Annotated in this window: 18 protein-coding genes; 4 read left to right on the top strand and 14 right to left on the bottom strand. The window is 51.0% G+C overall.

The window, feature by feature from the left end; all coding sequences use genetic code 11:
* Positions 1-172: 172 nt before the first annotated feature.
* A complete protein-coding gene (locus B1748_RS27345) occupies positions 173-1,951 on the top strand; it encodes a sensor histidine kinase (RefSeq protein WP_256975962.1) in 1,779 nt (592 codons plus the stop codon).
* A gap of 28 nt (positions 1,952-1,979) precedes the next feature.
* Complete coding sequence (locus tag B1748_RS27350) at positions 1,980-3,608, top strand: response regulator transcription factor (RefSeq protein ID WP_087571130.1); 1,629 nt, start codon at positions 1,980-1,982, stop codon at positions 3,606-3,608.
* 470 nt (positions 3,609-4,078) lie between these two features.
* Here B1748_RS27350 and B1748_RS27355 read toward each other — a convergent pair whose 3' ends face one another.
* From B1748_RS27355 to B1748_RS27380, 6 genes are all read right to left on the bottom strand, one after another.
* Positions 4,079-9,748, bottom strand: a complete 5,670-nt coding sequence (locus B1748_RS27355) for a cohesin domain-containing protein (protein WP_087571131.1) — start codon at positions 9,746-9,748, stop codon at positions 4,079-4,081.
* A 577-nt stretch (positions 9,749-10,325) separates the two neighbouring features.
* Positions 10,326-11,735, bottom strand: coding sequence for a hypothetical protein (locus B1748_RS27360; RefSeq protein WP_087571132.1), 1,410 nt, complete (start codon positions 11,733-11,735; stop codon positions 10,326-10,328).
* A gap of 47 nt (positions 11,736-11,782) precedes the next feature.
* The gene (locus B1748_RS27365; protein WP_087571133.1) at positions 11,783-12,685 is read right to left on the bottom strand and encodes a carbohydrate ABC transporter permease; all 903 of its coding nucleotides are present in this window, start codon (positions 12,683-12,685) and stop codon (positions 11,783-11,785) included.
* A 15-nt stretch (positions 12,686-12,700) separates the two neighbouring features.
* A complete protein-coding gene (locus tag B1748_RS27370) occupies positions 12,701-13,648 on the bottom strand; it encodes an ABC transporter permease (protein ID WP_087571134.1) in 948 nt (315 codons plus the stop codon).
* Positions 13,649-13,667: 19 nt separating this feature from the next.
* A complete protein-coding gene (locus B1748_RS27375) occupies positions 13,668-15,335 on the bottom strand; it encodes a type 2 periplasmic-binding domain-containing protein (protein ID WP_087571135.1) in 1,668 nt (555 codons plus the stop codon).
* A gap of 29 nt (positions 15,336-15,364) precedes the next feature.
* A complete protein-coding gene (locus tag B1748_RS27380; RefSeq protein ID WP_087571136.1) occupies positions 15,365-16,288 on the bottom strand; it encodes a dihydrodipicolinate synthase family protein in 924 nt (307 codons plus the stop codon).
* A gap of 241 nt (positions 16,289-16,529) precedes the next feature.
* Here B1748_RS27380 and B1748_RS27385 point away from each other — a divergent pair, with 241 nt between their 5' ends.
* On the top strand, positions 16,530-17,282 hold the full coding sequence (locus B1748_RS27385) for an IclR family transcriptional regulator (RefSeq protein ID WP_087571162.1): 753 nt from the start codon (positions 16,530-16,532) through the stop codon (positions 17,280-17,282).
* A gap of 151 nt (positions 17,283-17,433) precedes the next feature.
* Here B1748_RS27385 and B1748_RS27390 read toward each other — a convergent pair whose 3' ends face one another.
* The 8 genes from B1748_RS27390 to B1748_RS27425 form a co-directional block, all read right to left on the bottom strand.
* Complete coding sequence (locus tag B1748_RS27390; RefSeq protein ID WP_087571137.1) at positions 17,434-18,027, bottom strand: TetR/AcrR family transcriptional regulator; 594 nt, start codon at positions 18,025-18,027, stop codon at positions 17,434-17,436.
* 27 nt (positions 18,028-18,054) lie between these two features.
* Positions 18,055-19,221, bottom strand: a complete 1,167-nt coding sequence (locus B1748_RS27395; protein WP_087571138.1) for a YhgE/Pip domain-containing protein — start codon at positions 19,219-19,221, stop codon at positions 18,055-18,057.
* 197 nt (positions 19,222-19,418) lie between these two features.
* The gene (gene tatC / locus B1748_RS27400) at positions 19,419-20,234 is read right to left on the bottom strand and encodes a twin-arginine translocase subunit TatC (protein WP_179215858.1); all 816 of its coding nucleotides are present in this window, start codon (positions 20,232-20,234) and stop codon (positions 19,419-19,421) included.
* 72 nt (positions 20,235-20,306) lie between these two features.
* Complete coding sequence (locus B1748_RS27405) at positions 20,307-20,534, bottom strand: twin-arginine translocase TatA/TatE family subunit (RefSeq protein WP_087571139.1); 228 nt, start codon at positions 20,532-20,534, stop codon at positions 20,307-20,309.
* A gap of 95 nt (positions 20,535-20,629) precedes the next feature.
* Complete coding sequence (locus B1748_RS27410; protein ID WP_087571140.1) at positions 20,630-21,694, bottom strand: molybdopterin-binding protein; 1,065 nt, start codon at positions 21,692-21,694, stop codon at positions 20,630-20,632.
* The gene (locus tag B1748_RS27415; protein WP_087571141.1) at positions 21,691-22,185 is read right to left on the bottom strand and encodes a MogA/MoaB family molybdenum cofactor biosynthesis protein; all 495 of its coding nucleotides are present in this window, start codon (positions 22,183-22,185) and stop codon (positions 21,691-21,693) included. Before B1748_RS27415 ends, B1748_RS27410 begins: the two co-directional genes overlap by 4 nt.
* Before the next feature lie 36 nt (positions 22,186-22,221).
* Positions 22,222-22,698: a cyclic pyranopterin monophosphate synthase MoaC gene (gene moaC / locus B1748_RS27420; protein WP_087571142.1), complete on the bottom strand. Its 477-nt coding sequence runs from the start codon at positions 22,696-22,698 to the stop codon at positions 22,222-22,224.
* 18 nt (positions 22,699-22,716) lie between these two features.
* On the bottom strand, positions 22,717-23,343 hold the full coding sequence (locus B1748_RS27425; RefSeq protein WP_087571143.1) for a 5-formyltetrahydrofolate cyclo-ligase: 627 nt from the start codon (positions 23,341-23,343) through the stop codon (positions 22,717-22,719).
* A gap of 154 nt (positions 23,344-23,497) precedes the next feature.
* On the opposite strand from B1748_RS27425, the gene B1748_RS27430 reads away from it, so the two are divergent.
* A complete protein-coding gene (locus B1748_RS27430; RefSeq protein ID WP_087571144.1) occupies positions 23,498-25,435 on the top strand; it encodes an ABC-F family ATP-binding cassette domain-containing protein in 1,938 nt (645 codons plus the stop codon).
* The last annotated feature ends 83 nt before the right edge of the window (positions 25,436-25,518 follow it).

Genomic DNA, 25,518 nt, shown 5'->3' on the forward strand with positions numbered 1-25,518 from the left:
AGGATACAATTTTAACGGCTTATCCTTCACTTTTTCAACCTTTTAAAGCGTTTTCAATTGGATTCCTGTAAAATTATATCGAAAACATGTAAAATCGGTTGTTTTTTATCGCCTACCTCTTACGTTTGTGCCATCTATGGTATTGTTATCGTATACAAAGGGGTGCTTGCGCTTGAGAAAGCATAGACATACAACCATCAAAAGCCGCATTATTTTAATTATGACCGTATTTGCACTACTGACCGCCGCCCTCATGTCGATATTCAGCTACGAGATGATCTCGTATTTCCAACGCAAAACGGCGGTTCAGGCAGCGGAATTCAACTTGCAGCTCGTCGCCCATATTATTGAAAAGGATTTAATCAATCTTTCCGCTCATGTTATGAAGAATAGCGCAAATTCCACTACCAATACGCTGTTGGTCGACTATTTCTCCTCCGAGCAGGCAAGTGCGATGGATGCCATTAACCTCTACGCTTCCATGCAGGAAGACTTTCGTTCCAACCTGTCCAACGGCTATGTACGCCGGCTGGTCGTGACGGATAACAAAAACAAATTTTTGCAGGTGGACAACTTGGCCAGCAGTACGTCGTTGCCCCTAAGCATTCACAATATTCACCTGCTTCCCGGCACTGATTCCGATGCCGCCGAGCAATGGGGGCGGATCATCAAGGATCCTTATTCTAATTCCAAGGTCATCCCCGTGATCTTTCCCATATACGACAAAGGTTCAACCGTTGGCACTGTCTATTTGCTAGCCGGTACTTCGGTCATTACAGACAAGTTGCACGGCTACGCGTTGCCATCCGGTTCTCAACTGCTGGTGACGCTAGGAGAAACGCATTATGAAATTGACGGAGCCGAAATAGAGCCCGTCGTTTCTGATTATGTTGACACCGCTTTCATCAATGATTATTCGACCGGGTCGCAAACTGTGGTATCCCATATCGAGTCGAAGGACGGATCGAGCCGAATTACCGTTTCCTATCCCGTCATTGACGGCGTTGTACTGACGCAGACGCTCGCAACGAATCAATTGACTACCTTGTCCAATGTATGGATTTTGCTGATGCTCGGCGTGACTTGCCTGCTCATCGCTTTGAGCGGCATTATAACGGTTTATTTGACCCGAACGATCAGCAACCCTGTTGAGAAGCTCAAAAAAAGAATGGACAAGATCGCGCAGGGTCACTTTTTTGTCGATAGAATGATCGAATGGGATAACGAATTGGGTGATGTCGGCCGTGGCATCAACCGGTTATCGCAAGATATAGTCGCGCTTATGGAGACTCGGCTGGCCGACGAGAAGCAGAAGCAGGAGCTCGAATACCGGATGCTGCAGAGCCAGATCAATCCTCATTTTCTGTACAATACGCTTAATTCGATCAAATGGATGGCGACGATTCAGAATGCTTCCGGCATCGCGGAAATGACAACCTCCCTATCCAGACTGCTTCGCAACATTGCCAAGGACATCCGCAAGCTGGTGCCGCTCGGAGAGGAGCTCGCCTTGCTGGACGATTATTTTCTGATTCAAAAATACCGCTACGGAAGTACGATTACGCTGGAACAACATATCGGCTCCGAACAATTATTGAACTGTCCGATCCCGCGCTTCTCCTTGCAGCCGATCGTTGAAAACGCCATCTTCCACGGCATAGAACCCAAAGGAACTGGCGGCCATATCGTCATTACCGTCGAACGAAGCGACTCTGCGGATCTGCTAATTACGATCGAGGATAACGGCATAGGCATGGAACAGGAAAAAATCGATGCCATTCTTAAAAAGCATGACACCGACTCCGCCGGGATGATCACTCATATGGGTTTAAGCAGCGTCAACGAACGTCTTCGACTCGCTTTTGGCGACAAATACGGTTTGTCTATCGAAAGCGAACCGTCAAAATATACGAAAATGTTCATTTTATTGCCTACGCAGACATCGGCATAACGGACTGCAATGACAGGGGGAAAGAAGCATGATCAAATTATTAATTGCGGATGACGAAACGTTGGTGTGTGTCGGCCTGCAATCCATGCTCAAATGGGAGCAGTACAATATCGAAATTGTCGGCACCGCGCATAACGGCGGCCAAGCGGAGGATATGATCGATACGCTGCGGCCTGATATCGTCATTACGGATATTAAAATGCCGGTCAAAAGCGGATTGGAGGTCGCCGACAGCGTTCGCAAAAAATACGGTCGGATTCCGCTTTTTATTATATTGACGAGCTACGAGGAATTCGAATACGCGCGTGCTGCCGTCGAGGTTCAAGCTGCCGATTATTTGGTCAAGCTGGAGCTGACGCCGCAATCCCTCTCGGACTCCATTGTCAAAGTCATCGCCATCCTGGAGGATTACCGCTCGATGGAGACTCATCCCAGCCTGGAATACAGAAGCAACCTGCATGCTCAGCGGGATAAGTTTTTTATCCGTCTGTTCAACAATTTGTTTGAGAACCGGAACCAGTTTACGCTGCATAAAGAGGATCTGTCGATTGACTTATCGGAGCCCGCTTATACCGTATGTATTTGCCGCATCACGGAGCCCGATAGCGTACCCCCTAGCGGGGACAAGTTGGTCGCCTTCTGCTCCAGCACGCTGCAAATGGCCAAAAGCACGCTGCTGACCGACAGACCATGCTTTGTAACCGGTCTGGATCTGCGCAACTTTGCCATTACGATTCCCGTACCCACTACGGATGCAAATGTGTGGGTTCCCGATATCGCCAAGCTTCTAAACCATATGGCGCTTATCTTGCGCAACTACTTTAATGTCACCATCATGGGCTCTGTCGGCTATGCCGTGGAGGACCCTTATTTGATACGGGACAGCTACCTGGCAGCACGCCAGATGTTGCCTCACGCAGCACAGCAAAACGAATTTGTATTTTTTACGCGCAATGACACAGCGGGACAAGAAACAGCCCTATTCGATTTTTCCGCCATGCGGTCGGAGATGCGCCGCGCGTTTGAGGAGATCGACATCCGTGCGTTGCATGACATTATTACGAAAATGATCGAAACGTTCGAAGGAAGGCCCGACGCTCTCGTGCCTGCCATTGATGCCGCATGCAGCGTACTGTTTATGGCTACTTCCATGCTGGCGGACGGCGAGGAAATGATAGAGCAAATTTTCGAGAACGAACCCGAGGGCTATCGGGGTATTTATCAAATGCATGCTATGGAAGATATTATCGCTTGGCTGATCCGATTCCGGGACGGCTGCTGCGAAAATTTGTCTTCCAGAAAACAAAGCTACAAAGCTCAGGTGGTGAGCAATGTACAGGACTATATCAAACGAAATCTGGATGTCAAATTGACGTTAAATCACGTCGCGGATGTATTCAACTTCAGTCCCAACTATTTGAGCCATCTGTTCTCCAAGGTCGCCAAAATTAATTTTGTGGAATATATTACAGAAACGAAGATTACAGCTGCCAAAGAAATGATGCAGCGCGGAGAAGGTCGCATTTACGAAATTTCGCAAAAGCTCGGTTATGACAGCGCTTTTTATTTTAGCAAGGTATTCAAAAAGGTAGAGGGTATTTCTCCGAGGGAATTCCTGCAGCGTATCGAATCGGAGATGTCCAATGGAAGGTCTTGACCTGGCATCGGACATTCCGATCCTTCCCGCTATAATGGATACCCCGTACTATTTTCCATGCTTCTTTCCATTCCCTTCATTAATCAAGAGGAGCTGTCCCAGAAGTGTTCGCATGACACGGGGACGTCCCAATTAGGGGTCCCAAAAATCGCAATATGTCTTTTTGAACATCCCCCGCTCGCAGCTGCTGCTTTTTCTTGCCATAGGCGTTCTTAACGTCTATGGCGCACAAAGTGGCTGCTTTTTCTTGCCATAGGTGTTCCTGCTTCGAGGCTTAACCAAAGTAAGTCTGGAGGTTGGGGTGGCTTTCCCCTTTCCCTTGCCAAACAATTTGCTGACGAAATCAGCAGTGGACGCTAAAAACCAAGGAACTAAGCGAATTCAAACCGCATAGCTCCTTGGTTTTTTACGAAAGTCATCTTTATTGGTTTTGAGGGTTTTCCAAATTTACTTTTGGGACACCCTCTTGTTTAAATGTTGCCCAAAATTAATTGCGCCAGCTTGCGAAGATCCTCGATATCGATCTTTCCATCATCGGTCAAATCCGCTTTCTTATAAGCAGCCCAATTGCTGTCTTCATCGTTCCTGCCATAGAAGGCGGACGCCATCAGAGCCAGATCGCCGATGCCGATCTTGCCGTCACCGTTCAAATCGCCAGGTGCATGAGATATCACAAGCGATTCGAAGGTCCGAACCGCAGAGTTCAACGTTAGCAGTGCCCCATCCACCTGGGCTTGAGTAGCCGTTTCATTAGCCTGCGTCGTTTCCGCAGCCAGAATAGCCAGCCATAATGCCGCCTTCGAGCCTGTCGGATATTGACCTGCCAAATTCCCTTCCACTGCGGAGCCATGTAGCGCCTTCGCGTTCGAAATGGCCGCATCCAACGCAGCTTTGGAAACTGCCTCGATCTCGATGCTGTACGACAGCGCCCCCCCCACTTCCGATTCCGTACCCGCAGCATTTGCCAATATGATATCCGTTATCGTAATGCTGCTGGTAACAGACTCGGCGAGAGCTATTGCTTTAAACTGCAGCTTCAGCAGCGCAACCGGATCCGCGTTTGCCGCTCCCGGCTGAAGATCGACGGTCAGGAACCGCAGCTGTCCGGGTTCGGATGACTGATCCAGCAGCGTAAAGCCGGCCTTGACCGATTCTGCGCCTGCATATTCAACTTGCGTCGGATCGTACTGGATTGTGAAATCAAGTCCGTACACGCTTTCGGCTACCGTATTCAGGCCAAGCGTTACATCAAACGACTGATTGGATACGACGCTTGCCGCCCCCGACAGGTACAACGGATGCGTACCGACCGGCTCCTGCTCCAGGCCTGCTACCGCATCTTGAAGCGATTCCATAGCATCATCAACCTGCTGTTGCGTTGCTTCTTCGTCTTGAAGCACGCCGCTCGCTTCCGCCAGCGCATCCAGGAAGACGCTCCAGCTTGCCGCCGTATAGTTGTCGTTCGTTTTGTCTTTAAGCTCCTCGTACAACGTCTGCAGCGCTTCTTTATTGACTCCCGGATCAGCGCTCTTGACCGGTGCAACGGCTGCAAATGAAAGCAAAGGAGACTGATTGTTGACTGCAGCAACCATTCTCAAATTTACCGCGCCTGCCTGCTCTATCGTGAAGGTATAGCTTTTTACGACATCAAACGATGCCGTGTTAAGCACGATGGTATCCTTAAGTTCGCTTTTGTTGTCATACTCCAGGTAAACTTGCTCCGTGCGCGCGGTGCTTGCCCACCAGCTGTAGGTGCCTAACGTCAGCGTATATTCGCCGGCTGGCAAATTGCCGAATGTATAGACAAGAGCCGAACCGTTCGCATTGCCGGTGTAAATGCCTGTCGTTGTTTGCTTGCTGTACGTTCCGGCTACAATTCCCTTGTAGACAACGGCCTGCGACCCGCCGCTAGCATTGAAGGCGCGGTGGCCCCAGCCTTGGGCGGCGTCGTAGACCCGGTCCGGAGCATTGTTGAGCAGCGGCTTGCCGGATGCGCTGGCCAGAGCCGCTACCGAGCTGTACGCCGGCGAATCATACCCCAGCGTCGTGGTGGCATTATGCCCGCTGGTCAGGCCGGCTGCCGTTGCGTTCGCATCCACGAAATACATAATGTCCTCCGGCACAACCTCCACGTATGCCGTAGTTTGCAGACTTCCGTACGTTCCGGTTACAGTTACCGTTTGATAGGCCGTATTGAAGCTGATGCCATCCAGCTTCCAGTTGACATGGACCATCGATTTGGATCCGTCTTCATGCGTCGCTTCCACCTGCGCCGGGAGATTCGGCAAACCTCCGACATAGGATGCCGAATAGTGAGGAGACGCAAGCGACCGTATGTCGCCGGTAAGCAGCTGATTCTGCGCGAAGATCAGACGAGCCGTCAACTGCTCGCTTCCCTCTTGATCCAGTCTGTAGGCGGCCGGGTTGTCCGCGGCTTCCTTTGCTGCGTTTCTTGCGGCTTCGAAAAACTGCCAGTCGCTGGCCATATATTCGTCTTGCAGCGTAATGTCCTGCGCCTGGGTTACCGCCGCCCGGAGCTTGCTAATATCCGGCGTTCCCGCTGCATTGCCGGATACGACCGCGACGGCATCCACAACTAACGTACCGCTCAACACCTTAATTTGGACCGTATGTTCTCCGTATTCCAGTCCGCGAAGCGCATAGGTTTGGTACAGCTCCTTGGATGCGATCGTTTTATCCGACATGACGGTCAATTGACCGTCTACCGTTGCCTCCAGCACGGCCGTACCGTTGTTGGGACCAATAAGATCAAGGCCCGTACCGGTAAAGGTGTAGGTCAACGTCGCGCCAGCGCCTTGGTTGGTCGTCAGCGTACGCTGATAATGGTACATGCCTTGTCCGTTGCGGTGATCCCACTGATTATTGTATACCAGCTTGGTAGCCCGCGACGCGGAAAGGTCGTGCATCTCGAAGTCGTCGAGCGCCTCTGTATAGTAAGGTACATAACCATCTACCGTCTCCACCAGCAAATTGTCAAAGCGGACATGATAATACCCGCTGGCGAGATCCACCCGACCGGACAGCTTTGGATTCGGATCACTGTAGCTGGCCACCAATACATCGTCCACATAGGCGGTAATCTTATCGCCTGCCACCTGGATGGCAATATTATGCCAAGCGTCATGGGCAGTATCGAACCCATCGATCTTCACGCCGCCGGTTCCGCTGGCCACGTTGCCGTTCGCTACGCCGCTGTTGTTCACCAGCAGCTGCCAGCCTCCGTCTAGCCAGAACTTTAGTACGTAAGGCGTGCCGCCGATATTGTGGGAGCTGCCCCCGCCCTGATAACGGGCGCCGATTGCGGCGTAGTTGTTCCCGCCAAAGGTGTTGTTCGTTTCGAACGAAACATCCACGCTCGCTCTGTAATTGGTCCAGCGGTAATCTCCGATGGCCGTCACGGGATCGCCGCCGTTCCATGTGCCGCCTAGTCCCATGATCTCTCTATCAAGCTGCTGCCTCAGCACGTAGTTTTGGGATTGTTCGTCCAGATAAGCTTCGAACGCTCCGTTGCGATCGTGCGTGTAACGCGGGATGACGCTTTTGGAGCCGCCGCGGGATTCGATATAATCCTGCGTACCCGCAATTTCCCCGTCTGCTCCGATGATCGGCACGGTTTGGCCGCTATAGTCGAAATCATCCGCATAAAGGACGTTGTCCGTCGTATTCCGGACAGCCCCGGTAACATCGGTATCCAACACGGTACGCTCGCCCTCTACGGGAAGCGGATCGGCTTCGATGTCGGCCGCAGCCAGCGTCGTCACGGTTACGATCGAGAACGGCTTGACCTGCACCGTATATACGCCGCCGCCGTCAGCAGACGCCTGGCCGCGATATTTCAAATAATTGCTGTTAAAGGACTGGCCTACATCCGCCTCGCGAGTCTCCCAGACGGCGAGGGAAGGCGTACCCGCATATCCCATATTGACCGTCTGAAGCTTGTAGTTTCTTGTATATTCGCTATCATTTACGATTACGGTCGAGAAGTCGGTTTTATCCGGAGCGGCGAGCGTCATGTAATTCGGCAAGCCATTCCTTCCGCTGACGGGGTTGGTGCCTGCCGCTCCGGCGGAGCTGGCTTTGGAAACCGTTCTCCAGATGCCTGCTGTATTGTCTTCGTTCTCCCAACCGATCTTCGCGAACAAGCTGAAATGGCGAAGAACGTCCAGCCCCGCATCGTAGTGAACCCAGCCGGACCAAGGGTCGCGGGCGCTCAGCAATTCCTTGAAGGAATATTGGCCGCCTTCGTAGAAGGAGCCGATAGCCGGCTGATAAATAAAGTGTGTTCTGCGGGAGTTCACGAACCCTTTGATAATGGTATTGCCCATTTCCAGCGCGCTGCCGGTGCCGCCAATTCCGGTACCTGCCGTCGATGGATCCTTCGTGTTGTTGTTGGGACGGAAGGACGTGTTGCTGAAGGTGGCTTGCGCTTCGCTGTTCCATACTTCAATATCAAGCTGGTCCGCAAGCCGCTTGAAATTGCCGCCGCTGTCGTCGTCGGTGTTGTAGTGGAACGCCGCGATCGGCACTGCTTCCCGCAAGGAAGCATCGCTTACCATGCTGCCGCCGAAAGTGCCCGTTCCGACCTCGTCGGAAATAACCGCCTGAATCCGGTTGTAGAGCGCCTGCTCTTCCGGACTTTCGAATCCCGTGTTGTCCGCCTTGACCCGCGCGGCGTATTGTTTGCTCCATGTCAGGTCCGCCGCATGCTCGTTAATATGGGGATTGACGTAATCGACCATGTAACCGTATTCACGATATGCGGCAAGAATCGTTTTTTTGTACCAGGTATAGATATTGTCATTGTTGTTGTTCGCCCATGCGGGCGCGCTCCAGCGCAGGATGCTCACTTTAAGATCGGGATTGATGATCTTGGCGTCCGCGGCAAGCTGGAAGCCCGGATGTCTGGTGACGTTGGCTTCCTCATCGGCCGTACGCATCGTTGCCGGATCGGGACCCGTAGAGTTGTTGCGATCGTTGCCCATTTCGATTTTGACGTGCGTCATAATGGGGTTGTCGCCGCCGAACAGAATGCGGAGCATTTCCGCGTAAGCCTCGGGCTGCTCCGATTTATAGTCCATCAGCAGTGCGCTCGTGCTGTTGGCGCTGAGCACGCCGAAGCCCTTAAACGTAAGGCCGTTGACGTTGTTCGCGGGGATGTCGTTGCCGTCCAGCAGAATCTTCACCATGGACGCCGCTGTCTGTCTGGCATCCTCGATTATGGATTTAACCTCTCCTTTGGCAATGGCGAACCAGCTAAGAATCGGCTTTTCGTTCGCTACGTAAGCGTAAGTCAACGTCATCGGGAAATTGACGTCGATGTCGCCTTCAATCGTGAATTCGCTGGAATGAAGCTTGGATGCATTGGTGTTAAGCGGGTCCAGCTGAACCGCTTTTGTCGCGCCGCCAGTATCCGTGTATTCGATTCGCGGTCTCATGTCCCGGGAGCGGCTGCCGTACCAGTCGTGGAAACCGCTGCTGAGCGTATACGTCCCGGGAGAAAGGGCTTTCAATTTGTAAACGATATGGTCGTTCGCGGCCCGCAATCCGACAATCCACTTGGAAGGATCGGTAGCCGGGTTGGTGAAACCTCCGTCTTTGGAGTATTTGACCTTATGCGCGGAATCATCGAACCCCCATTCTGTCGTCCCGCTCGCAAATTTCTGATCCGGCGCTTGATTGATCAGGTCGCTGCCCGTCAACTGCCGGACCGCTGCATGCAGCGGCGAAGGGGAAGGATCGTTGTTATTGGAATCGCCGGCTCTGCCGCTGTCCACGAAATAAACCAATGGATGGGTTGCCGGCGGAATGACCTCCACTTGCGCCACGACGGATACGCCGCCATCCGCCGTTCCGGTTACCGTCACGGTTTCGTAAGGGACGGCAAACGTGTCATCGCCGATGTGCCAGACGACACCCGCGCTTTGCCCGCCGATGTCCACGCTGCCGGGCAAAGTCGTGCCCGCGGTCGTCGTAGCCCCCATGTAGGCCGCCGCATAAACGGTCGAATCCGTAGCAGCGGAAGCCTGCGGCAACGCGATAGTCGGCAACAATCCCATGATCAGCATGACCGACATGACGATCGAGCCTATTTTGATCCTCATCGAATACTTATTTCTCAATCCTGAAACCTCCTCTTGAATGAAGTCCTTGCGAGATTGGACATGGCGACAGACGCGCCGGCCGTCCCGCTTATACGAACCCAGCGGAAACGGTTACAATTCGTTGAAACCGCTATCAAAAAATGAAATTGCCTGACACTGCCGATTGTTTCGACATCCCCTCTCTCTCCCCGCCAATATCGTGATTAATCGGCCCGGTGACCTAAGGTGCCTTATCGCAACCTAATTTATCACACCGAACTGCCCGGGGGACATGTACTTTTCAAAGTATAAACTGCAAGATTTTATATTGTGTATCCGCGACGCCGCCCACTATTTTCATGAAAACAATAAACAAATACATCTAATTCGTAATAAATTACCACCAAGAAAAAGCAGTAAACAACGATAGCGGCGCGAGTCCCCCGCCTCTAACATTTCAAGCTGTATAGGCGGTATTATACTCCTATATATTAAAAACCCGGGTCGCATACGCGCCCGGGCAAATTCACAGCTTATTCAGCTTGGTAATAGTCAACAACTCAATCATCTTTCCAATGTTTTATCGAATGCAAGTCGTACGTACTGCCGCTACGTCTCAAACTTTACTTTTCAGGTATTGTCTGAACTGCTCGATGCGGTGGAAAGTGCTATAGTTGGAGTCATGCATGTTTATGGCTTTGTTGATGGCGGTGCGGCACAAATAGATAATATCGTCGCCATCGATCAAGAAGCTGACATATTGGAAACCGACATCGGCCGGATTCTCATGACGGTAATCATGAAGTCTCTTTACGATTTGGAAATTTTGCATATCATGCGATAAGGCAAGCGATAACACATTACGCTGACCCGGTGTCGCATCATCGACAATTTCGCTGACAATTGCCCAATAGGCTAGAGAGCCTTCGTCATAAAGAAGATCGAATTTCGAATTGCTGCCGCCGTTAAAGTTAGCAAAGCTATGGAATTGCAGCGGCTCTTCGGGTCGATTTTTATTGCCTTTTAAAACAAGCGCTTTCCCATATTCACCGGCCATTTGATAACGCAGCACGTTGTAAATTTCTCCATCCGGACCGACGACAGCGTTACCTTCCAATGCCCCGAAGGATTTCCCTTCCGGCATCGCCCCAGGCCAAGTGGGATCGTAAGGCAAAAAGCCTGTACAGGACCAGTTCTCGGCAACAAGCGGATCCGCATCGGCATCGATGGAGATTAGCCCGCTGCTATGTCCGCCAGTCGACCAGGAGCCATAATCGATGGCGGTATACAGTCTATTCTCCCATTCGATAACCGGCATTGGCGCCTTGTGCGGCCCGCGACCGCTCCAGCTTCCTGCGCCTGTCATAATCGTAACAGGTGCGCCCCAAGTCCGCCCCTCGTCCGTCGAACGACCAATCAGCAGATCGCCGTATTCCGTGGAGGTGGCCAGCATATACAGGGCGCCGCGATGCCAGAACAGCTTTCCCCAGAAGCAGGGGAACAGTTCGCACATGTAGCGCCAATGTGCGCCGTTGTCATCGGAGCGGAAGATTAACGTCAGGTTTTGCGGCGCTTTGCCCGAAAAAACATCCATGGATGCCAGCAGGGCGCCCGACGGCAGCTTGACAATCGAAGGGCTGCATAAGCTTTTGCCAGAGAAGGCGTATGAGTCGTCCTCGGGATGCAGATAATTGACAACCGTGCCGATTGACGGACCCGTCCGCGCAATACGGATATCGCTGGAACCCGAGCCGTTTTCCCGCACCAAGTACATTTCGTAGTCACATTCCGGCTCCAGTCCCGTAATCGTACCAATCTGCGAATCCAGCGTTATGACCCCGTAAGGATCATTTGTCCGATATTTGCGATAATAGAGCAGGTGAACACCATTGTCTCCCGCATCGATCCACTCCAACTCGATTGAGGCAACACCCGGCGAAAGGCGGCATATATATGGCAACTCTCGTTTATGATATTGATCGTAAGGGCTGTAAGGCCGGTAACTCCAGCCAGAGTATCCTAACATGTTGCTCACTCCTGAAATGTAATAGTGTGTACGATCTCGTGATTGAATTATCCTTTAACCGATCCGATCATAACGCCTTTCACAAAGTATTTCTGAACAAATGGGTAGACGCACATAATCGGCAAGGTGGACACGATAATGACCGCATACCGCATCGCTTCCACTAAATAAATTTGTGCCACTGCATCGCCGCCCATATCGGCGTTCTCAGATGCCATACTCATGGCTGACTGATTGACAATCAAATCGCGCAAGGCCATTTGCAACGGCATATAGCCGGGATCTCGCAAGTAGATCATAGCATTGAACCATGAATTCCACTGGCTTACCGCTGCAAAGAGCACAAGCACAGCAATGAGAGCTTTGGAGACGGGCAAAACAATTCGAAAGAAAAAGGAGAAATGACTGCAACCATCGATACTCGCCGCTTCAAACAGTTCATCAGGTAGAGTAGATCTCATAAAGGTTCTGCTAATAATGATGTTTGTAATATTGACTGCTCCCAGCAAAATGATAATGAGAGGATTGCCGTATAGACCGATTTCTTTTACAAGCAAGTAAGTTGGAATAAGTCCTCCATTAAAAAACATGGTAAACAACAAAAACGCTGTAATAATCACTTTGCCCGGGAAAGCTTTGCGGGACAATGAATATCCTGCAAGCAGACTTGTCGCAACCGAGAGAAACGTAAAAAAGAGGGTATAAAACAACGTATTACGGTACCCAACCCAGATTGGAGTGTAGTTTAACACTTCCAAATAACCTTTGAAATCAAAGCTTTTCGGCCAAAACAGCACTTTCCCGGTAGCAACCAGCTTCGGATCGCTAAAGGAAGCGATAACCACAAAGTAGAGTGGATAAGCTACGATTAGAAGCAGTAGAAGTAAAATGGTGTAATTAAAAATATCGTATATTTTGTCCTGCCTGGTTTGTGAAATGGGTTTTGACATCGCGCTTTCCCTCCTCTACCATAGCGATTCTTGGCCCAAGCGTTTACTGATCTGGTTGACCAAAAGAATCATAATGAAATTAATGCCGGAATTGAACAAGCCTATAGCGGCAGACAGACTGTACTGTCCTTCTCTGATCCCTATCTTGTACACGTAGGTATTAATAACTTCGCTTGTACTTACATTGAACGAGTTTTGCATAAGAAATACTTTCTCAAAACCTACATTCATGATGGATCCGGATTCTAAAATTAACAAAATAACAATTGTGGGCAATATAGACGGCAGATCGATTTTTAAAACACGTTGAAATTTACTGGCGCCGTCTATAATGGCCGCTTCGTGCATGGACTGGTCTACCGCGGACAATGCGCTGAGGTAAATGATGCTGCTCCAGCCAAGACCTTGCCAGACGCCGCTCCACACATACAAATGCGGAAAAGCGGCAGCGTCTATCAATACTCCAAGATTTCCTTCCAGCCAGCCTAGGGAATTCAACAGGTTTTTGACGATTCCCATCGAGGGCGAGAAGAAAATATTGACCATCCCGATAATAACAACGATAGAGATAAAATGGGGGGCATAAGTAATAGTCTGAACCAGCTTCTTCATCTTCTGATTGCTTGCGCTATTAAGCATAAGCGCCAGCAGAATAGGCAGCGGGAAACCGGCAAGCAGCATGTAGAAGCTTAGTATTAATGTGTTTTTCAGAATGACGGTAAACATAGGCATTGAGAAGAACCGGTCGAAATATTTGAGACCTACCCATGGACTGTCTATAATGCCCAAATGCGGCTTAAAATCTTTGAAAGCAATCGTGACGCCATACATCGGCAAATAGTTAAAAATAATAACTAGCACAATGGCTGGCAGAAGAAAGATATAAAGTTGTCGGCTTTCCCAGATTCTATAGCTTAAGGGTTTAAGATTTCCACTCCCTGTATTTAGTCTCGATGACTTCATCCGCTCATAGCCCCTTCCATTATTTCGCGATTACATCGTATCCTTTTTGTTTTAACCCCACAAACTTTTCCAAGCCTAGGTTGTTCATTTGTTTCACATACGCATCCCATTGTGCATCGATATCTTGTTTGCCTGTAATAAAATCGGCAAACATCGCTTTACGATAGTTCGTTAGATCAGCCTGGTATTGCTTCATCATGCTGACATCATCTGCATCAAGCGCACCTTCTACTAATACCATGTCATTGGGCATGACTACATCCTTATATACATTCTCGTATGCCCAAGCTCTGTTGTTCTTCACATCATAGGTCAGCTCTTTCCATTTGTTTTCGTAGAAGTCCTGGTCTCTCAAGGCGACAATGGAATTGTGCAACCCTAACTGACCGCTATGCTCCGTCATTTTGTCAGGGGATTCCTCCCAAAATAATTGATAGGCTTTTCCCTCACTGTCAAAATCCCAGGTTACTCCTTGAATGCCCCTGCTTATCGTCATACCCAGTTCGATATCTGAAGCGATTGCTTCCAGCAACCGAGCGGTTGCAACAGGGTATTTATTGTTTTTAGTAATAATAGCAGCGTTGGCCGGTCCTGCTATATAGGCTTGGCTTCTGATCAACGGCTTCTGACCGTTCCCGCTGTCGAGCGGGCCCATGGACGTTCCGAGCTCCGGCTGTCTGTTTTCGTAAGAATGATAGGAGCCTACAACCGGCGGAAGGGAGCTGATTTTAGCTGCATAAGTATTGAAATCGTCTGTAAACACTTCAGGAGGAATCACCCCTGCACTGTAAAGTTCGCGCAAATATTTGAGCGGTTCTTTAATCGCCGGATTGGTAGACTGGTCTTTAACGACACCGTTATCTACATATAGATAATCTCCGTGTGTAATATAAACGCCAAAGCTTCCATAAATATCGAATTGCCCGCCAACATAGCGGTCGAACATGAAATAGTACGGAATAACATCGCTTGGGATAGATCCTTTTCCGGCATTTTCTTTGATAGCAATTAGAGCGTTTTTGAATTCTTCAGTCGTTTTAGGTATTGGTATTTGCAGTTCGTTTAACCAGGAATCCATCATAATCCATTGGTCGCGCAAGTTGCGAACAAATGGAGCAAAGTCAATGAAAGGCAAGCCATACAACTTTCCATTGGAAGCCAACGAGCCGTTATAAACAAGCTTGTTCTCCTCCATAAAGCGGTTCCACGTTGGAGCATATTGTTCAATCAACGGTTTCATCTCAACGAATTGATCGCCTTCAACGGCGGAAGTCATTTGATTTGCATTGATGCCGACAGCTAACAGAATATCGGGATAATCATTGCTGGCAAACATTAAATCTACTTTTTCGGAATCTTTTAATACTTCAACTTCAACATTAATATTCGTCTTCTCGGCAATATACTTCCAAACTTCCGTTGTGTCCATTTCCGGGCGCAATGCGCTGTAAGAGACGACGGCTTTAATGGTAATCGGTTCTTTCGTAATCGGATAACCTTCCAAATTGGTCATGCCGCCATCGGCAGTGCCATCCGTTTGATCCGGCGTGGTGCTGCTTGTGCCCGGGTTCTGAGCAGGAGTGTTAGTGCCCGGTGTTTCTGCTTTGCTGCATGCTGCCAGCATGCTTAATACCAAAATCGTGATCAGGCCAAATTTGAACATCGAATAAATACGTATTTTTTTCATACTTTTGCCTCCCTTTAAAATGAATAGTGTTAAACCTCTATCGCCATTGCTTCTCTCGCTACTAACGAAAGTCCCGTTAGCTGAGCGATTTCTTTGCGCTGCGATTCGGTAAATAGATTGGTGTCCCGAACCCGACTGCCTATTTCCATCGGGAGACCTTGCAGTGTCAGGCTGTATTTGGCATTAACCGGATAGTACTGGTACTCCGCCATCGAATTGGTACCGAGAAATTGCTGCAACTGCTCAGCCTGTTCCGGCCTGGATTGAAAATGATTGCAAAGCCAGGCGTATAGTTCCGGATGAAAGTTAGCCATAACCCCGCTGTATCCGTCTGCGCCAAGCTGTAAGCTTTCCAGCAATGTTGCGCTGTTGGCGTTAAACAATTTAATGCCCGAGTCCTTAATGATTTGCAACTTCTCGGCAATTTGCTGTATGCTGCAGCAAGTGTCTTTAATGAACAAAAATCGATTGAGTTGCACACAAGAACGCAGTACTTTTGGCGACAGCAATCTTTTGTAAGGATATGGGCATTCGTAAATACCTAGCGGGACATTGGGCAACCTTTCTGTAAACGCTATCATATTCTCGATTAAGATATCGTCGCTTTCATCCTCCGCAGCAAAGCGGTTTGGCAGAATGACGTAGGCTTCTGCACCGGTACACATGATTTCTTCCGCTTCACGGACCTGATCGTCCACACTATCTGCCGTATGTCCGGATACAATGACTTGCATACCGTCTGGCGCATTCTCGACAATAAACTTTGCCAAGCTTTTTTTCTCCGCAAGAGTCAAGTGAAACATCTCGCTGGATTGACACACTGCAAATATGCCTGCAACACCTCGTTTCTGATAGAAATCGATCATCTTTTCTACGGCGGTATAGTCGATCGTATTGTTTGCCGTAAAAGGAGTAATCATGGTTGGCCATACGCCGCTCTTGATGCTCTGCATGTTATCCACTCCTCATTTGTTCTAATATATAGAACGTTATTCTATATTTATCTTTATGACGTCATATTAGCACAGTAATTTTGTTGTGTAAATAGTGGATTCAACTTATATATTATATTTCCAGGCGAAAATCAGCCGGAATTCCAAATTTATGTAGAATGATGTTGCGTAAAAATAGTATACTGTTCTATAATAGGGAACAACAATGCAGATTAGGAATTCAGGAGAGAGGGGTTTGGCGATGGCAGAGGAAGCAAAAGTGAAAACATTGAAAAAAGCATTGGACATATTGTCCTGCTTTTCAGTTGCAACACCGGAATTGGGGATTTCAGAAATTAGCGAGCGGCTTGATTTGTACAAAAGCAATGTGCACAACATTATTTCTACTTATGAGCAGTTTGGCTATATCGAAAGAAATACGGAGAACGGCAAATATCGTCTCGGTACCAAGATTTTGGAGCTGTCGTATATTATAAACTCCAATCTGGGGTTGCATAACGCAATCCAACCGCCTATGAGCGCCTTGTCGGTAGAGGTCAATGAAGTCATTTATTTTGCGGTGCCCAAAGGAGCTCGCATTATGTATTTGGAAGGCGTATATCCGGCTACATCCTTTAATGCGCGTTCTATGGCAGGCGAGACGGCCGAAATGTACTGCACTTCCCTTGGCAAAGCAATTCTGGCTTTTTTACCGCCCGATCAGGCAATAAAAGCGATAAGCGAGCAAAGCATGCGCGCCCATACGCCTAACACAATAACGGATCGCAATGCCTTGCTGAACGAATTGGAGCTTACTCGCAAAAGAGGATACAGTATCGATAATATGGAGCATGAATTCGGCATTAAGTGCGTCGGAGTTCCTGTATTCAGGAGGGACGGTTCTTTGCTTGGCGCCATGAGCATATCAGGTCCGTCGCTCAGAGTTGAAGACCGCATAGAGGAATATGCAGAAAAGCTGCACACCGCCAGCCAGAAGATCAGTTTGCGTACGTGAGTGAAGCAAGCATCTCTTTCATCTCATGCCCCTCCCCATACGCGGGAGGATTCTTCGCTGCCGCTCCAAGTTCCAAGCAATCCGTGCTTTGCTGGGCATGCCCTATAAATTCAAAACCCGGGTCGCAAAAGCACCCGGGCAAATTTATTGCTTATTCAGCTTTGTAATGCAGGCCCCGCAGAATGAACTCGGTCAACTCCTGCGTCATCGTCTCCAGATCGGGCTGCCCTTCCTCAAGCATGACCGACCAATACTCTTGATTGCGGTGGAAGAGGAGCGTACCTACAACAGACATAAACACCGTATCCACCGAGTGGAATTCGAACAGGCCGCGCTCGCGCCCTTCCTTGATCCACTTGCGCAGCAGTCCCCACATCGGCATGACGTGCTCCCTGATCTTCTGGATACGCGGCGTGTTCATTATTATTTCCTGCTGGATGATCGTTATCAAGAGCGGATCCGACTGCCTGAAGGCCGTGACCTCCCGGATCACCAGCTTGACGCCGGCCACGGGATCCATATCCGGATTCACCGAAGCGACCCGGTTATTCGGGAATTCCGTCTCGAACAACGCGCCGAACAAACTTTCTTTGCCGCCGAAGTGATAGGAGACAAGAGCAACGTTAGCTCCCGCTTCTTCGCAGATTTGTCGAATGGACGTGCCTTCGAAGCCATGCTTCGCGAACAGTCTTTTGGCTGCCGTCACAATTCGCCGTTTCACATCCATTTCGTCTATCGTTGACATGTCTCCCGATCGCTCCCTGCCTAAATGTTATGACTGCTGACGACCGGCGATAACCGCCTGAGGCTGGCGGGCTGTCTTCGTCTTGAACACCACCGCTGCCGCGCTGACCACAATTGCAAAAGCCGTAATCACGAGCAGCGCAGCCAAGTCGCCGCCTACGCCCGGACCGCCGAACAAAATATTCATATTGCCGTCCACCGCGTACGTTGCCGGCAACAGCTTGCTAAGTCCCGTATAGAAGTCGGACAACAGCTCTCGCGGCACCATGGCTCCGGAGGATACGAGCTGAACCGACAGCAGCATAATATTGAATAACATGCCCGCCATGCCGAACACGTACAAAAACATCTGGGAGACGAACATAAACGTGAGCAAGAAAATAAACTGGAAGCCCCACAGATGGAGGAAACCTTCCTGGATCTGGCCTCCGAGCGCCGCGAGGAGCGAAGCTCCGACCAACGATACGGCAGCAGCGGAAATCACGTTAATCAGGCTGCGCGCTCCGAAGCGGCTCCAGCGGCCCGTCGCCGATGCGATCGCCATCGACGATTGCTCCAGATTCATCCCCATGATCATCGCGCCTACGTACGAGGCAAGCACCATCATCATCGGCACCATTTGATTGTTCATGCCTTGTACGGGATTAACGGATTGTACATCCGACACGACTCGCTCCGACAATCCGCCGGATACCGCTGCCGCTTGCTCCTCCGGCATGTTCATGCCCGTCAACGTACCTTTGATGCCCATCGCGACGGCTTGTTGGTTCACCTCGGCGGTAATCGTCTCCGCGGCGCCGCTCATCATGCTCTTAATCAGCGCGGGATTGGATTCGTTGATAAGGAAACCGATCTTGGCTTGCCCGTCAGGCGAAGCCGCCTGTCCCGCGAAGTCTGCAGGGATGTGCACGACCATCTGCAGCTCGCGGTCATGCAGCTGCTTCTTCGCCGCTTCCACCGACTCAGGCCGCACGACAGTGAAGGGCAATCGATCCGCCAGATTTCCCGCAATGGCCTCTCCCATCCCGCTGGCATCCTCGCTGACGATCGCGATCGTCAGTCCGTCGACACGATCCGTTACCCCGTCGTATCCCGTCATCCATATGACCGAGAATATAATTTGGAACATAAATGCCGTAATAATACCGACCCAGGTCGTCGGCCTTTTCAGGAACGCTTGCAGCGCCGTCTTCATTATTCTACCACTCCATTCTTGTATTAAACAAACGTTTAAAACGAATGTTTAAATTATGCTCCGGAGTGATTGTTTTGTCAAGCCTCATAATATGGCTTGTCGCGAACAGGCCAACGTGATGCACATCTAGTCAAACATTTTTTCCTATCCACAAAAAAACCTGACGCATCCACACGTCAGGTTTCTTCTTTGTACGATTAAGTTTGAGCAGCAGCCGAATCCTCTTCTTCCTCCCACTTGGCATCCGCCTCTCGCTGCTTGCGGAACACGATGCCTGACAGAAAAACGCTGAATTCGTACAGCAGCACGAGCGGAATAATGACCAGGATGTCAGATATGAAATCCGGCGGAGTAATCGTAACGCCGATTATCGCCATAATAAAATAGGCAAGTCTGCGCATCTTGCGCAATCGCAGAGGATTGACGATCCTGATCGCCGTCAGGAACATAATGACAAGCGGCAGCTCGAACAGCAGCGAGATCGGGATCAGAATGCTGAACATGAACGTAAAGTACTGAATGATCCCGTACGTTTCCTCCAGATTCAAGTGTGCCGCAACTGTACGCGTGAAGTTAAACGCAAGCGGAAACACAACAAAGTAAGCGAACGCGAGGCCAGCCAAAAACATAATCAGCGCAAATGGCACGTATTTTAACGTGGATCTCTGCTCAATCGGTCTCAGCGCCGGCTTTACAAATGCCCATAGCTGATAGGCGGTAAACGGAAGCGTGATCACTAACGCTATGACAAGAGCAATCTTCATGTACATGCCGATGCCATCCCACAGAGAAAACGTATGTAAGGTCATCGTATTGGCCGGTTCCAGACTCATCAAATAATTATACAAAGGCTGCGCCGCAACTAAACCGAGCACGAGTCCCAGCGTTAATACGATTAAAATATAGATCATGCGTTTACGAAACTCGCCCAGATGCTCCAACAACGGCATCAGGCCATCTTCCCGAAGCAAACCTTTGTCGCTATTCTCCCTCACCTTGTCGCCGGCTTTCATCGGTGAATTCGACTCTCCTTTCGACATGCTCCCGCAAACCGTTCTTCGATTTCAAGAAAAAAGCGGGTCCGGTTATTCCGGAAGCCGCTTGTTCGTTTTCTCCGTATCGGGTGCCGTACTTACTTCCACTCTGCTTCTGTCCTTTGCATCGCTGTCATCCATAATCTCGCGCGCTCCCGACTTGAATTCGCGAAGAGTCCTGCCGAATGCGCGGCCGAGCTCGGGAAGCTTGTTAGGTCCGAATAACAGCAAGGCGATCAGGACCAATAAAATAATGCCACCTGCACCAATTCCGCTCATAATTATACCTCCTTCATTTGAGTATTGCCCATCCGTGCGAGAAACCAGCTTCTTAAGCTGCCCGCCAAACCTCTGCCGCAGAATGGCCTGCGATGTTAACGCGACAGCAAGCCGCCATATCCCAGCGGCACTATATCAGCCTTCGTAATCGTGTCCCCTGCGAGAATTCGCGGGAGAAGCACGTCAAATGAGGTGTAAGGGTCATGCATGACGCAGCCCGGAAGTCCGAGAATAGGAATTCCTTGTATGTAACCCATGAGCAGCATAGAGCCCGGAAGCATAGGCGTTCCGTAGCTGACGATATCTGCGCCCGCTTGACGAATGGCGCCAGGCGTCCGGTCATCGGGATCAACGGACATGCCGCCTGTCACGAGTATCATATCATACCCTTGCGCCAGCATAAAGTGTATTTCCTTGACAATTACTTGACTATTGTCGGGGGCAAAACGCTGCTCCGCCACTTCGGAGCCTAACTCCGCCAGTTTGGCAGCAACAGCGGGACCGAATTTATCCTTTATTCGTCCCTCGTACACTTCGCTTCCCGTCGTCAGCAGCCCCGCTCTCGCCTTGCGGAGCGGCCTAACGCGCAGCGGCGCCGCTCCGTCATGCTTGAGGCGGTACTGTCTGGCCAGTTCCTCCACTTCCGCCACTTTCTCCTTGGGCACGACCAGTGGAATCGCCCTTGTAGCCGCGACAGGATTTCCTGGACGGATCACGGCATGCCGCTTGACCGTTGCAAGCGCGATCTCGCCCAGCGCGTTTACGGCGTCCACGATATCCTTGTCTATCTCGGCCAGCCCGAGTATTTGAGACTTCAAACTTACCTTGCCCTCGTGGGGTTCTGTAAGCACGAGCTGCTCGTCGGCAAGCGCAAGAGCCATTGCTAGCGCGGCATCGTCTTCGTGCAGCTCGCCATCGCCAAGCTCGAGAATGTAGATATGCTCTTTTCCGATATCGAGCAGACTTGGAATGTCGGCTTCGGAGATGAGATGTCCTTTTTTGAACAGTCTTCCCTTGAATTGACCGGGAATAATCTGCGTCAGATCATGCGCCAATCGCAATCCCACGGCATCATATACGGACACTTCTCTCAGCAGCGACGTTCCTTGCCGAATCGTTTTTTGCTCCAGCTCCGTCTGCTCCGTGCTTCGTTCCGTCATCCGCTATGCTCTCCAAGCTGTCCCGACAGAATGCCGAGCGCATGAGGCAGCTGGTCCATAACAGCCATCAAGCTCTCATGAACGCCCTTGGGACTCCCAGGCAAGTTGATGATCAAGGAGTTGCCGCGAATGCCGCATACGCCGCGGGACAGCATCGCCCTTCTCGTCTTCTGCAGCGCGCCTATTCGCATGGCTTCCGCGAGCCCCGGAACCTCCCGATCGATCACCTTAAGCGTCGCCTCAGGCGTAATATCACGGGGAGCGAGGCCCGTCCCTCCGGTCGTCAGAACAAGATCCGCCTGGAAATACTCCGTCATCTCGATTAATGCCGCCATAATTTCATCCTGCTCGTCCGGTACGATCCGATAATCGACGATGACGCCGCCAAGCTCCTCCTCCACCAACTCGCGAATAACCTGAGCGCTCGTATCCTCCCGCTCCCCGCGCGATCCCTTGTCGCTAGCCGTCAATAACGCAACCTTCCACTGCATATCCCATTCCTCCCGTCCCGAATGTCCCACTATTCTCTACGCTTCCGCTATATGATAATCTCCGCTCTTGCCGCCGCTCTTTGCAACAAGCTGCGTTGGCCCGATAATCATATCCTTTTGCAATGCCTTGCACATGTCGTAGACCGTAAGCGCCGCAGCCGATACGGCAGTTAACGCCTCCATCTCCACGCCCGTCTTGCCTGTTGTTTTCACAGTTCCTTCTATGTATAACTCGTCCTCGCCGTTGTCGGAAAAAACGATATTAATGCCGGTAAGAGGCAGCGGATGACACATCGGTATCCAGTCCGCCGTCTTCTTGGCCGCCATAATGCCCGCGACTTGCGCGACCGCCAGCACGTCTCCTTTGCCGATTGTCCCAGCCTTGATCCGTTCCAGCGTTTCGCGATGCATCTTGACGCCGGTTCGCGCCGTCGCGACCCGGGTCGTGACGTCCTTCTCCGAGATATCGACCATTCTTGCCCTTCCTTGTTCGTTAAAGTGGGTAAGCTCCATCCCGCGCCTCTCCTTTCTCTACCTATGTGGTGCCGCTCTCCAATAAATAGCCGCTTCAGTGACAACGCCATCGAGGCGCAAATCATGCTCCTCACCCGGGACCTCATCCCTTATTTGCGCTTCGAATGAGGCTCCGAGCCAGAGCGTTTGCTTCCCCGACCGTTCGTTGCTGTCGGACATCCTTTGCCAGAAGCGATCGTAATAACCTCCGCCGTATCCCATTCTTCCCCCATTTCGGTCGAAGGCGAGCCCCGGCACCAGCACAAGCTCCGGCACAACATCCTCTTCGAGCGGAGGAGCAAGGTTCGGATCGGGCTCCAGAATGCCATAGGCCCCGTCTCGAAGCTGCGCGAAGCTGTCCAGTCTGTGCAAGGTCATGCTTCGTCCTTCTACGATGGATTTCGGCACGATAACCTGGGCATCCTTCTGCCAGCACCATTGCATCAGCGTACTTAAGTCGAGCTCGCTGCGGAACGACACATACGCCATAATAACGCGAAGCCGTTCGCGCTCCACCAGATCCGCGATATGACGGCATGCCGCAATTGACCATCTAAGGCGCTCCTCGGGGTCTAACGCATTCCTGTCCGATGCATAGACAGCCCGTGCCTTCGCTTTCTCCTGTCCAACGTATGGCGCGTCCATCGTTCAATCCTCTTTCCCGTCCCATGACTGAACTTTCCTTTCCATGTAGTGTACCATTGTTATACAACTTTCGCCAATGGATGCAGCACTTTGTGGTAAACTAGAAATTGATGCACGCAGCGTTATGCTGCAACTATGGAGTGGAGGGTCAGACATGCTGTTGCAAGTGTCCAATGTGTCCAAACATTATGGCGTCACCGCCGTATTATCCCATATTTCCATGCAGGTTCAGGAACGCGACCGGATTGGCCTCGTCGGGGTTAACGGCGCAGGCAAATCCACCCTGCTCAAAATAATCGCCGGCGAGATGTCCGCCGACTCCGGCGATATACATAAAGCCAAAGAAACGAAGCTCGGTTATCTCGCCCAGAACAGCGGCCTTCAATCCGATCGCACCATTATCGCGGAGATGCGCGCCGTGTTCTCCCATCTGCTTGAAGCGGAGGAAGAGCTCCGCGAGTTGGAGCTGCGGATCGCGGATCCGGAACTCCACGACAATCCCAAGCGCTATGAGGAGACGCTGGAGCGGTATGCTCTCCTTTCCGACTGGTTCCGCGAGCAGGGCGGCTTCGAGATCAATACGCGCATCAACAGCGTCCTGCACGGCATGGGCTTCGGCAGCTTCGATATGGAGACGGTCATTTCCACCTTAAGCGGCGGACAGAAGACGCGTCTTGCGCTGGCTCGCATTCTGCTTCAGGCTCCCGATCTGCTCATGCTTGACGAGCCTACCAACCATCTGGATATCGAGACGCTGACCTGGCTGGAATCCTACCTGCGCGGTTACGCAGGCGCTATTGTCGTCGTATCCCATGACAGGTATTTCCTCGACGCCATGGCGAACACGATTGTCGAGATCGAACGCCATGTCGCCACACGTTATACAGGCAACTACTCCCGATATCTGGAGATCAAGGCTGCCGAATACGAGACGGATCTTAAACATTATGAGAAGCAGCAAGGCGAGATCGAGAAGATGGAACAGTTCATCCAGCGCAATATTGTGCGCGCCTCGACGACCAAGCGAGCCCAGAGCCGACGCAAGGCGCTGGAGAAGATGGAACGACTGGACAAGCCGCTCGGCGATCTCAAGAAAGCGCATTTCACCTTCGAGATCGAGCGCATGTCGGGCAAGGACGTGCTCAGCGTCGACGATCTGTCCATTACCTTCCCCGGCAAAGAGCAGCCGCTATTCCGCCATATCGGATTCGATCTGACGCGCGGCGAAACCGTGGCGCTGATCGGACCGAACGGTATCGGCAAGTCCACGCTGTTGAAGGCGCTGATGGGGCAGCTTGAGCCCGCTTCCGGCACCATACGATTCGGCACCCACGTAAAGATTGGGTACTACGATCAGGAGCATACCCGCCTAAATGGACAGAATACGGTGCTCGAGGAAGTCTGGAGCGAATATTCCCATATGGAGGAAGCACGAATTCGCACCGTCCTGGGCAACTTCCTCTTCAGCGGCGAAGACGTGCTCAAACGGATTTCCTCCTTAAGCGGAGGCGAGAAAGCTCGCGTCTTGCTTGCCAAGCTGATGCTGGCGCAAGCCAACCTTCTCATTCTCGACGAACCTACGAACCATCTGGACCTGTTCAGCAAGGAAGTGCTGGAAGCCGCACTCATCGATTATGAAGGCACGCTGTTGTTTATCTCCCATGACCGCTACTTCTTAAATAAGATGGCGGAGCGAATCATCGAACTTCATCCCGACGGCATCCGACATTTCCTGGGCAATTATGATGATATGCTGGAGAAAAAAATCGAAATGGAAGACGCCAAGCGCGAAGCCCTTGCCATGCAAGCCTCCGCCCAGCGCAAGACCGGCGCCGCTGCAGAAGCTCCGACGGCCAACTCCTACGAAGCGGAGAAACAGGCCAAACGCGACGAACGCAGCAAGCAGCGTAAGCTGGAGCAGCTCGAAGCCCAGATCGCCGAGCTGGAAGGCGCCGTCGCCGAACTGGAGGAGCAATTGACGGATCCCGCGATCTTTAATGATTACATCCGCATTCAAGAGATTCAAGCCTCCATCGAAGAACACAAACAAACGTTATCCGCAGCCTATGAGCAATGGGAAGAACTGATGTAGACCTCTTCTGGCGGATCAAACATAATTATAGAGGGAGGGCTGCCTGCACGATACTCTCATCGCGCCGGCAGCCCTCTTCTATG

The organism is Paenibacillus sp. MY03 (assembly GCF_002165585.1).
GTDB classification, from domain to species: domain Bacteria; phylum Bacillota; class Bacilli; order Paenibacillales; family Paenibacillaceae; genus Pristimantibacillus; species Pristimantibacillus agaridevorans.

Excerpts from the sequence above, each read along its gene's own strand:
- B1748_RS27415 (WP_087571141.1), bottom strand. The coding sequence starts at position 22,185 with ATGCAGTGGAAGGTTGCGTTATTGACGGCTAGCGACAAGGGATCGCGC.
- B1748_RS27395 (WP_087571138.1), bottom strand. The coding sequence starts at position 19,221 with ATGAAGACGGCGCTGCAAGCGTTCCTGAAAAGGCCGACGACCTGGGTC.
- B1748_RS27350 (WP_087571130.1), top strand. The coding sequence starts at position 1,980 with ATGATCAAATTATTAATTGCGGATGACGAAACGTTGGTGTGTGTCGGC.
- B1748_RS27375 (WP_087571135.1), bottom strand. The coding sequence starts at position 15,335 with ATGAAAAAAATACGTATTTATTCGATGTTCAAATTTGGCCTGATCACG.
- B1748_RS27410 (WP_087571140.1), bottom strand. The coding sequence starts at position 21,694 with ATGACGGAACGAAGCACGGAGCAGACGGAGCTGGAGCAAAAAACGATT.
- B1748_RS27370 (WP_087571134.1), bottom strand. The coding sequence starts at position 13,648 with ATGAAGTCATCGAGACTAAATACAGGGAGTGGAAATCTTAAACCCTTA.
- B1748_RS27385 (WP_087571162.1), top strand. The coding sequence starts at position 16,530 with ATGGCAGAGGAAGCAAAAGTGAAAACATTGAAAAAAGCATTGGACATA.
- moaC (WP_087571142.1), bottom strand. The coding sequence starts at position 22,698 with ATGGAGCTTACCCACTTTAACGAACAAGGAAGGGCAAGAATGGTCGAT.
- B1748_RS27360 (WP_087571132.1), bottom strand. The coding sequence starts at position 11,735 with ATGTTAGGATACTCTGGCTGGAGTTACCGGCCTTACAGCCCTTACGAT.
- tatC (WP_179215858.1), bottom strand. The coding sequence starts at position 20,234 with ATGAAAGCCGGCGACAAGGTGAGGGAGAATAGCGACAAAGGTTTGCTT.
- B1748_RS27425 (WP_087571143.1), bottom strand. The coding sequence starts at position 23,343 with ATGGACGCGCCATACGTTGGACAGGAGAAAGCGAAGGCACGGGCTGTC.
- B1748_RS27380 (WP_087571136.1), bottom strand. The coding sequence starts at position 16,288 with ATGCAGAGCATCAAGAGCGGCGTATGGCCAACCATGATTACTCCTTTT.
- B1748_RS27430 (WP_087571144.1), top strand. The coding sequence starts at position 23,498 with ATGCTGTTGCAAGTGTCCAATGTGTCCAAACATTATGGCGTCACCGCC.
- B1748_RS27405 (WP_087571139.1), bottom strand. The coding sequence starts at position 20,534 with ATGAGCGGAATTGGTGCAGGTGGCATTATTTTATTGGTCCTGATCGCC.
- B1748_RS27365 (WP_087571133.1), bottom strand. The coding sequence starts at position 12,685 with ATGTCAAAACCCATTTCACAAACCAGGCAGGACAAAATATACGATATT.
- B1748_RS27390 (WP_087571137.1), bottom strand. The coding sequence starts at position 18,027 with ATGTCAACGATAGACGAAATGGATGTGAAACGGCGAATTGTGACGGCA.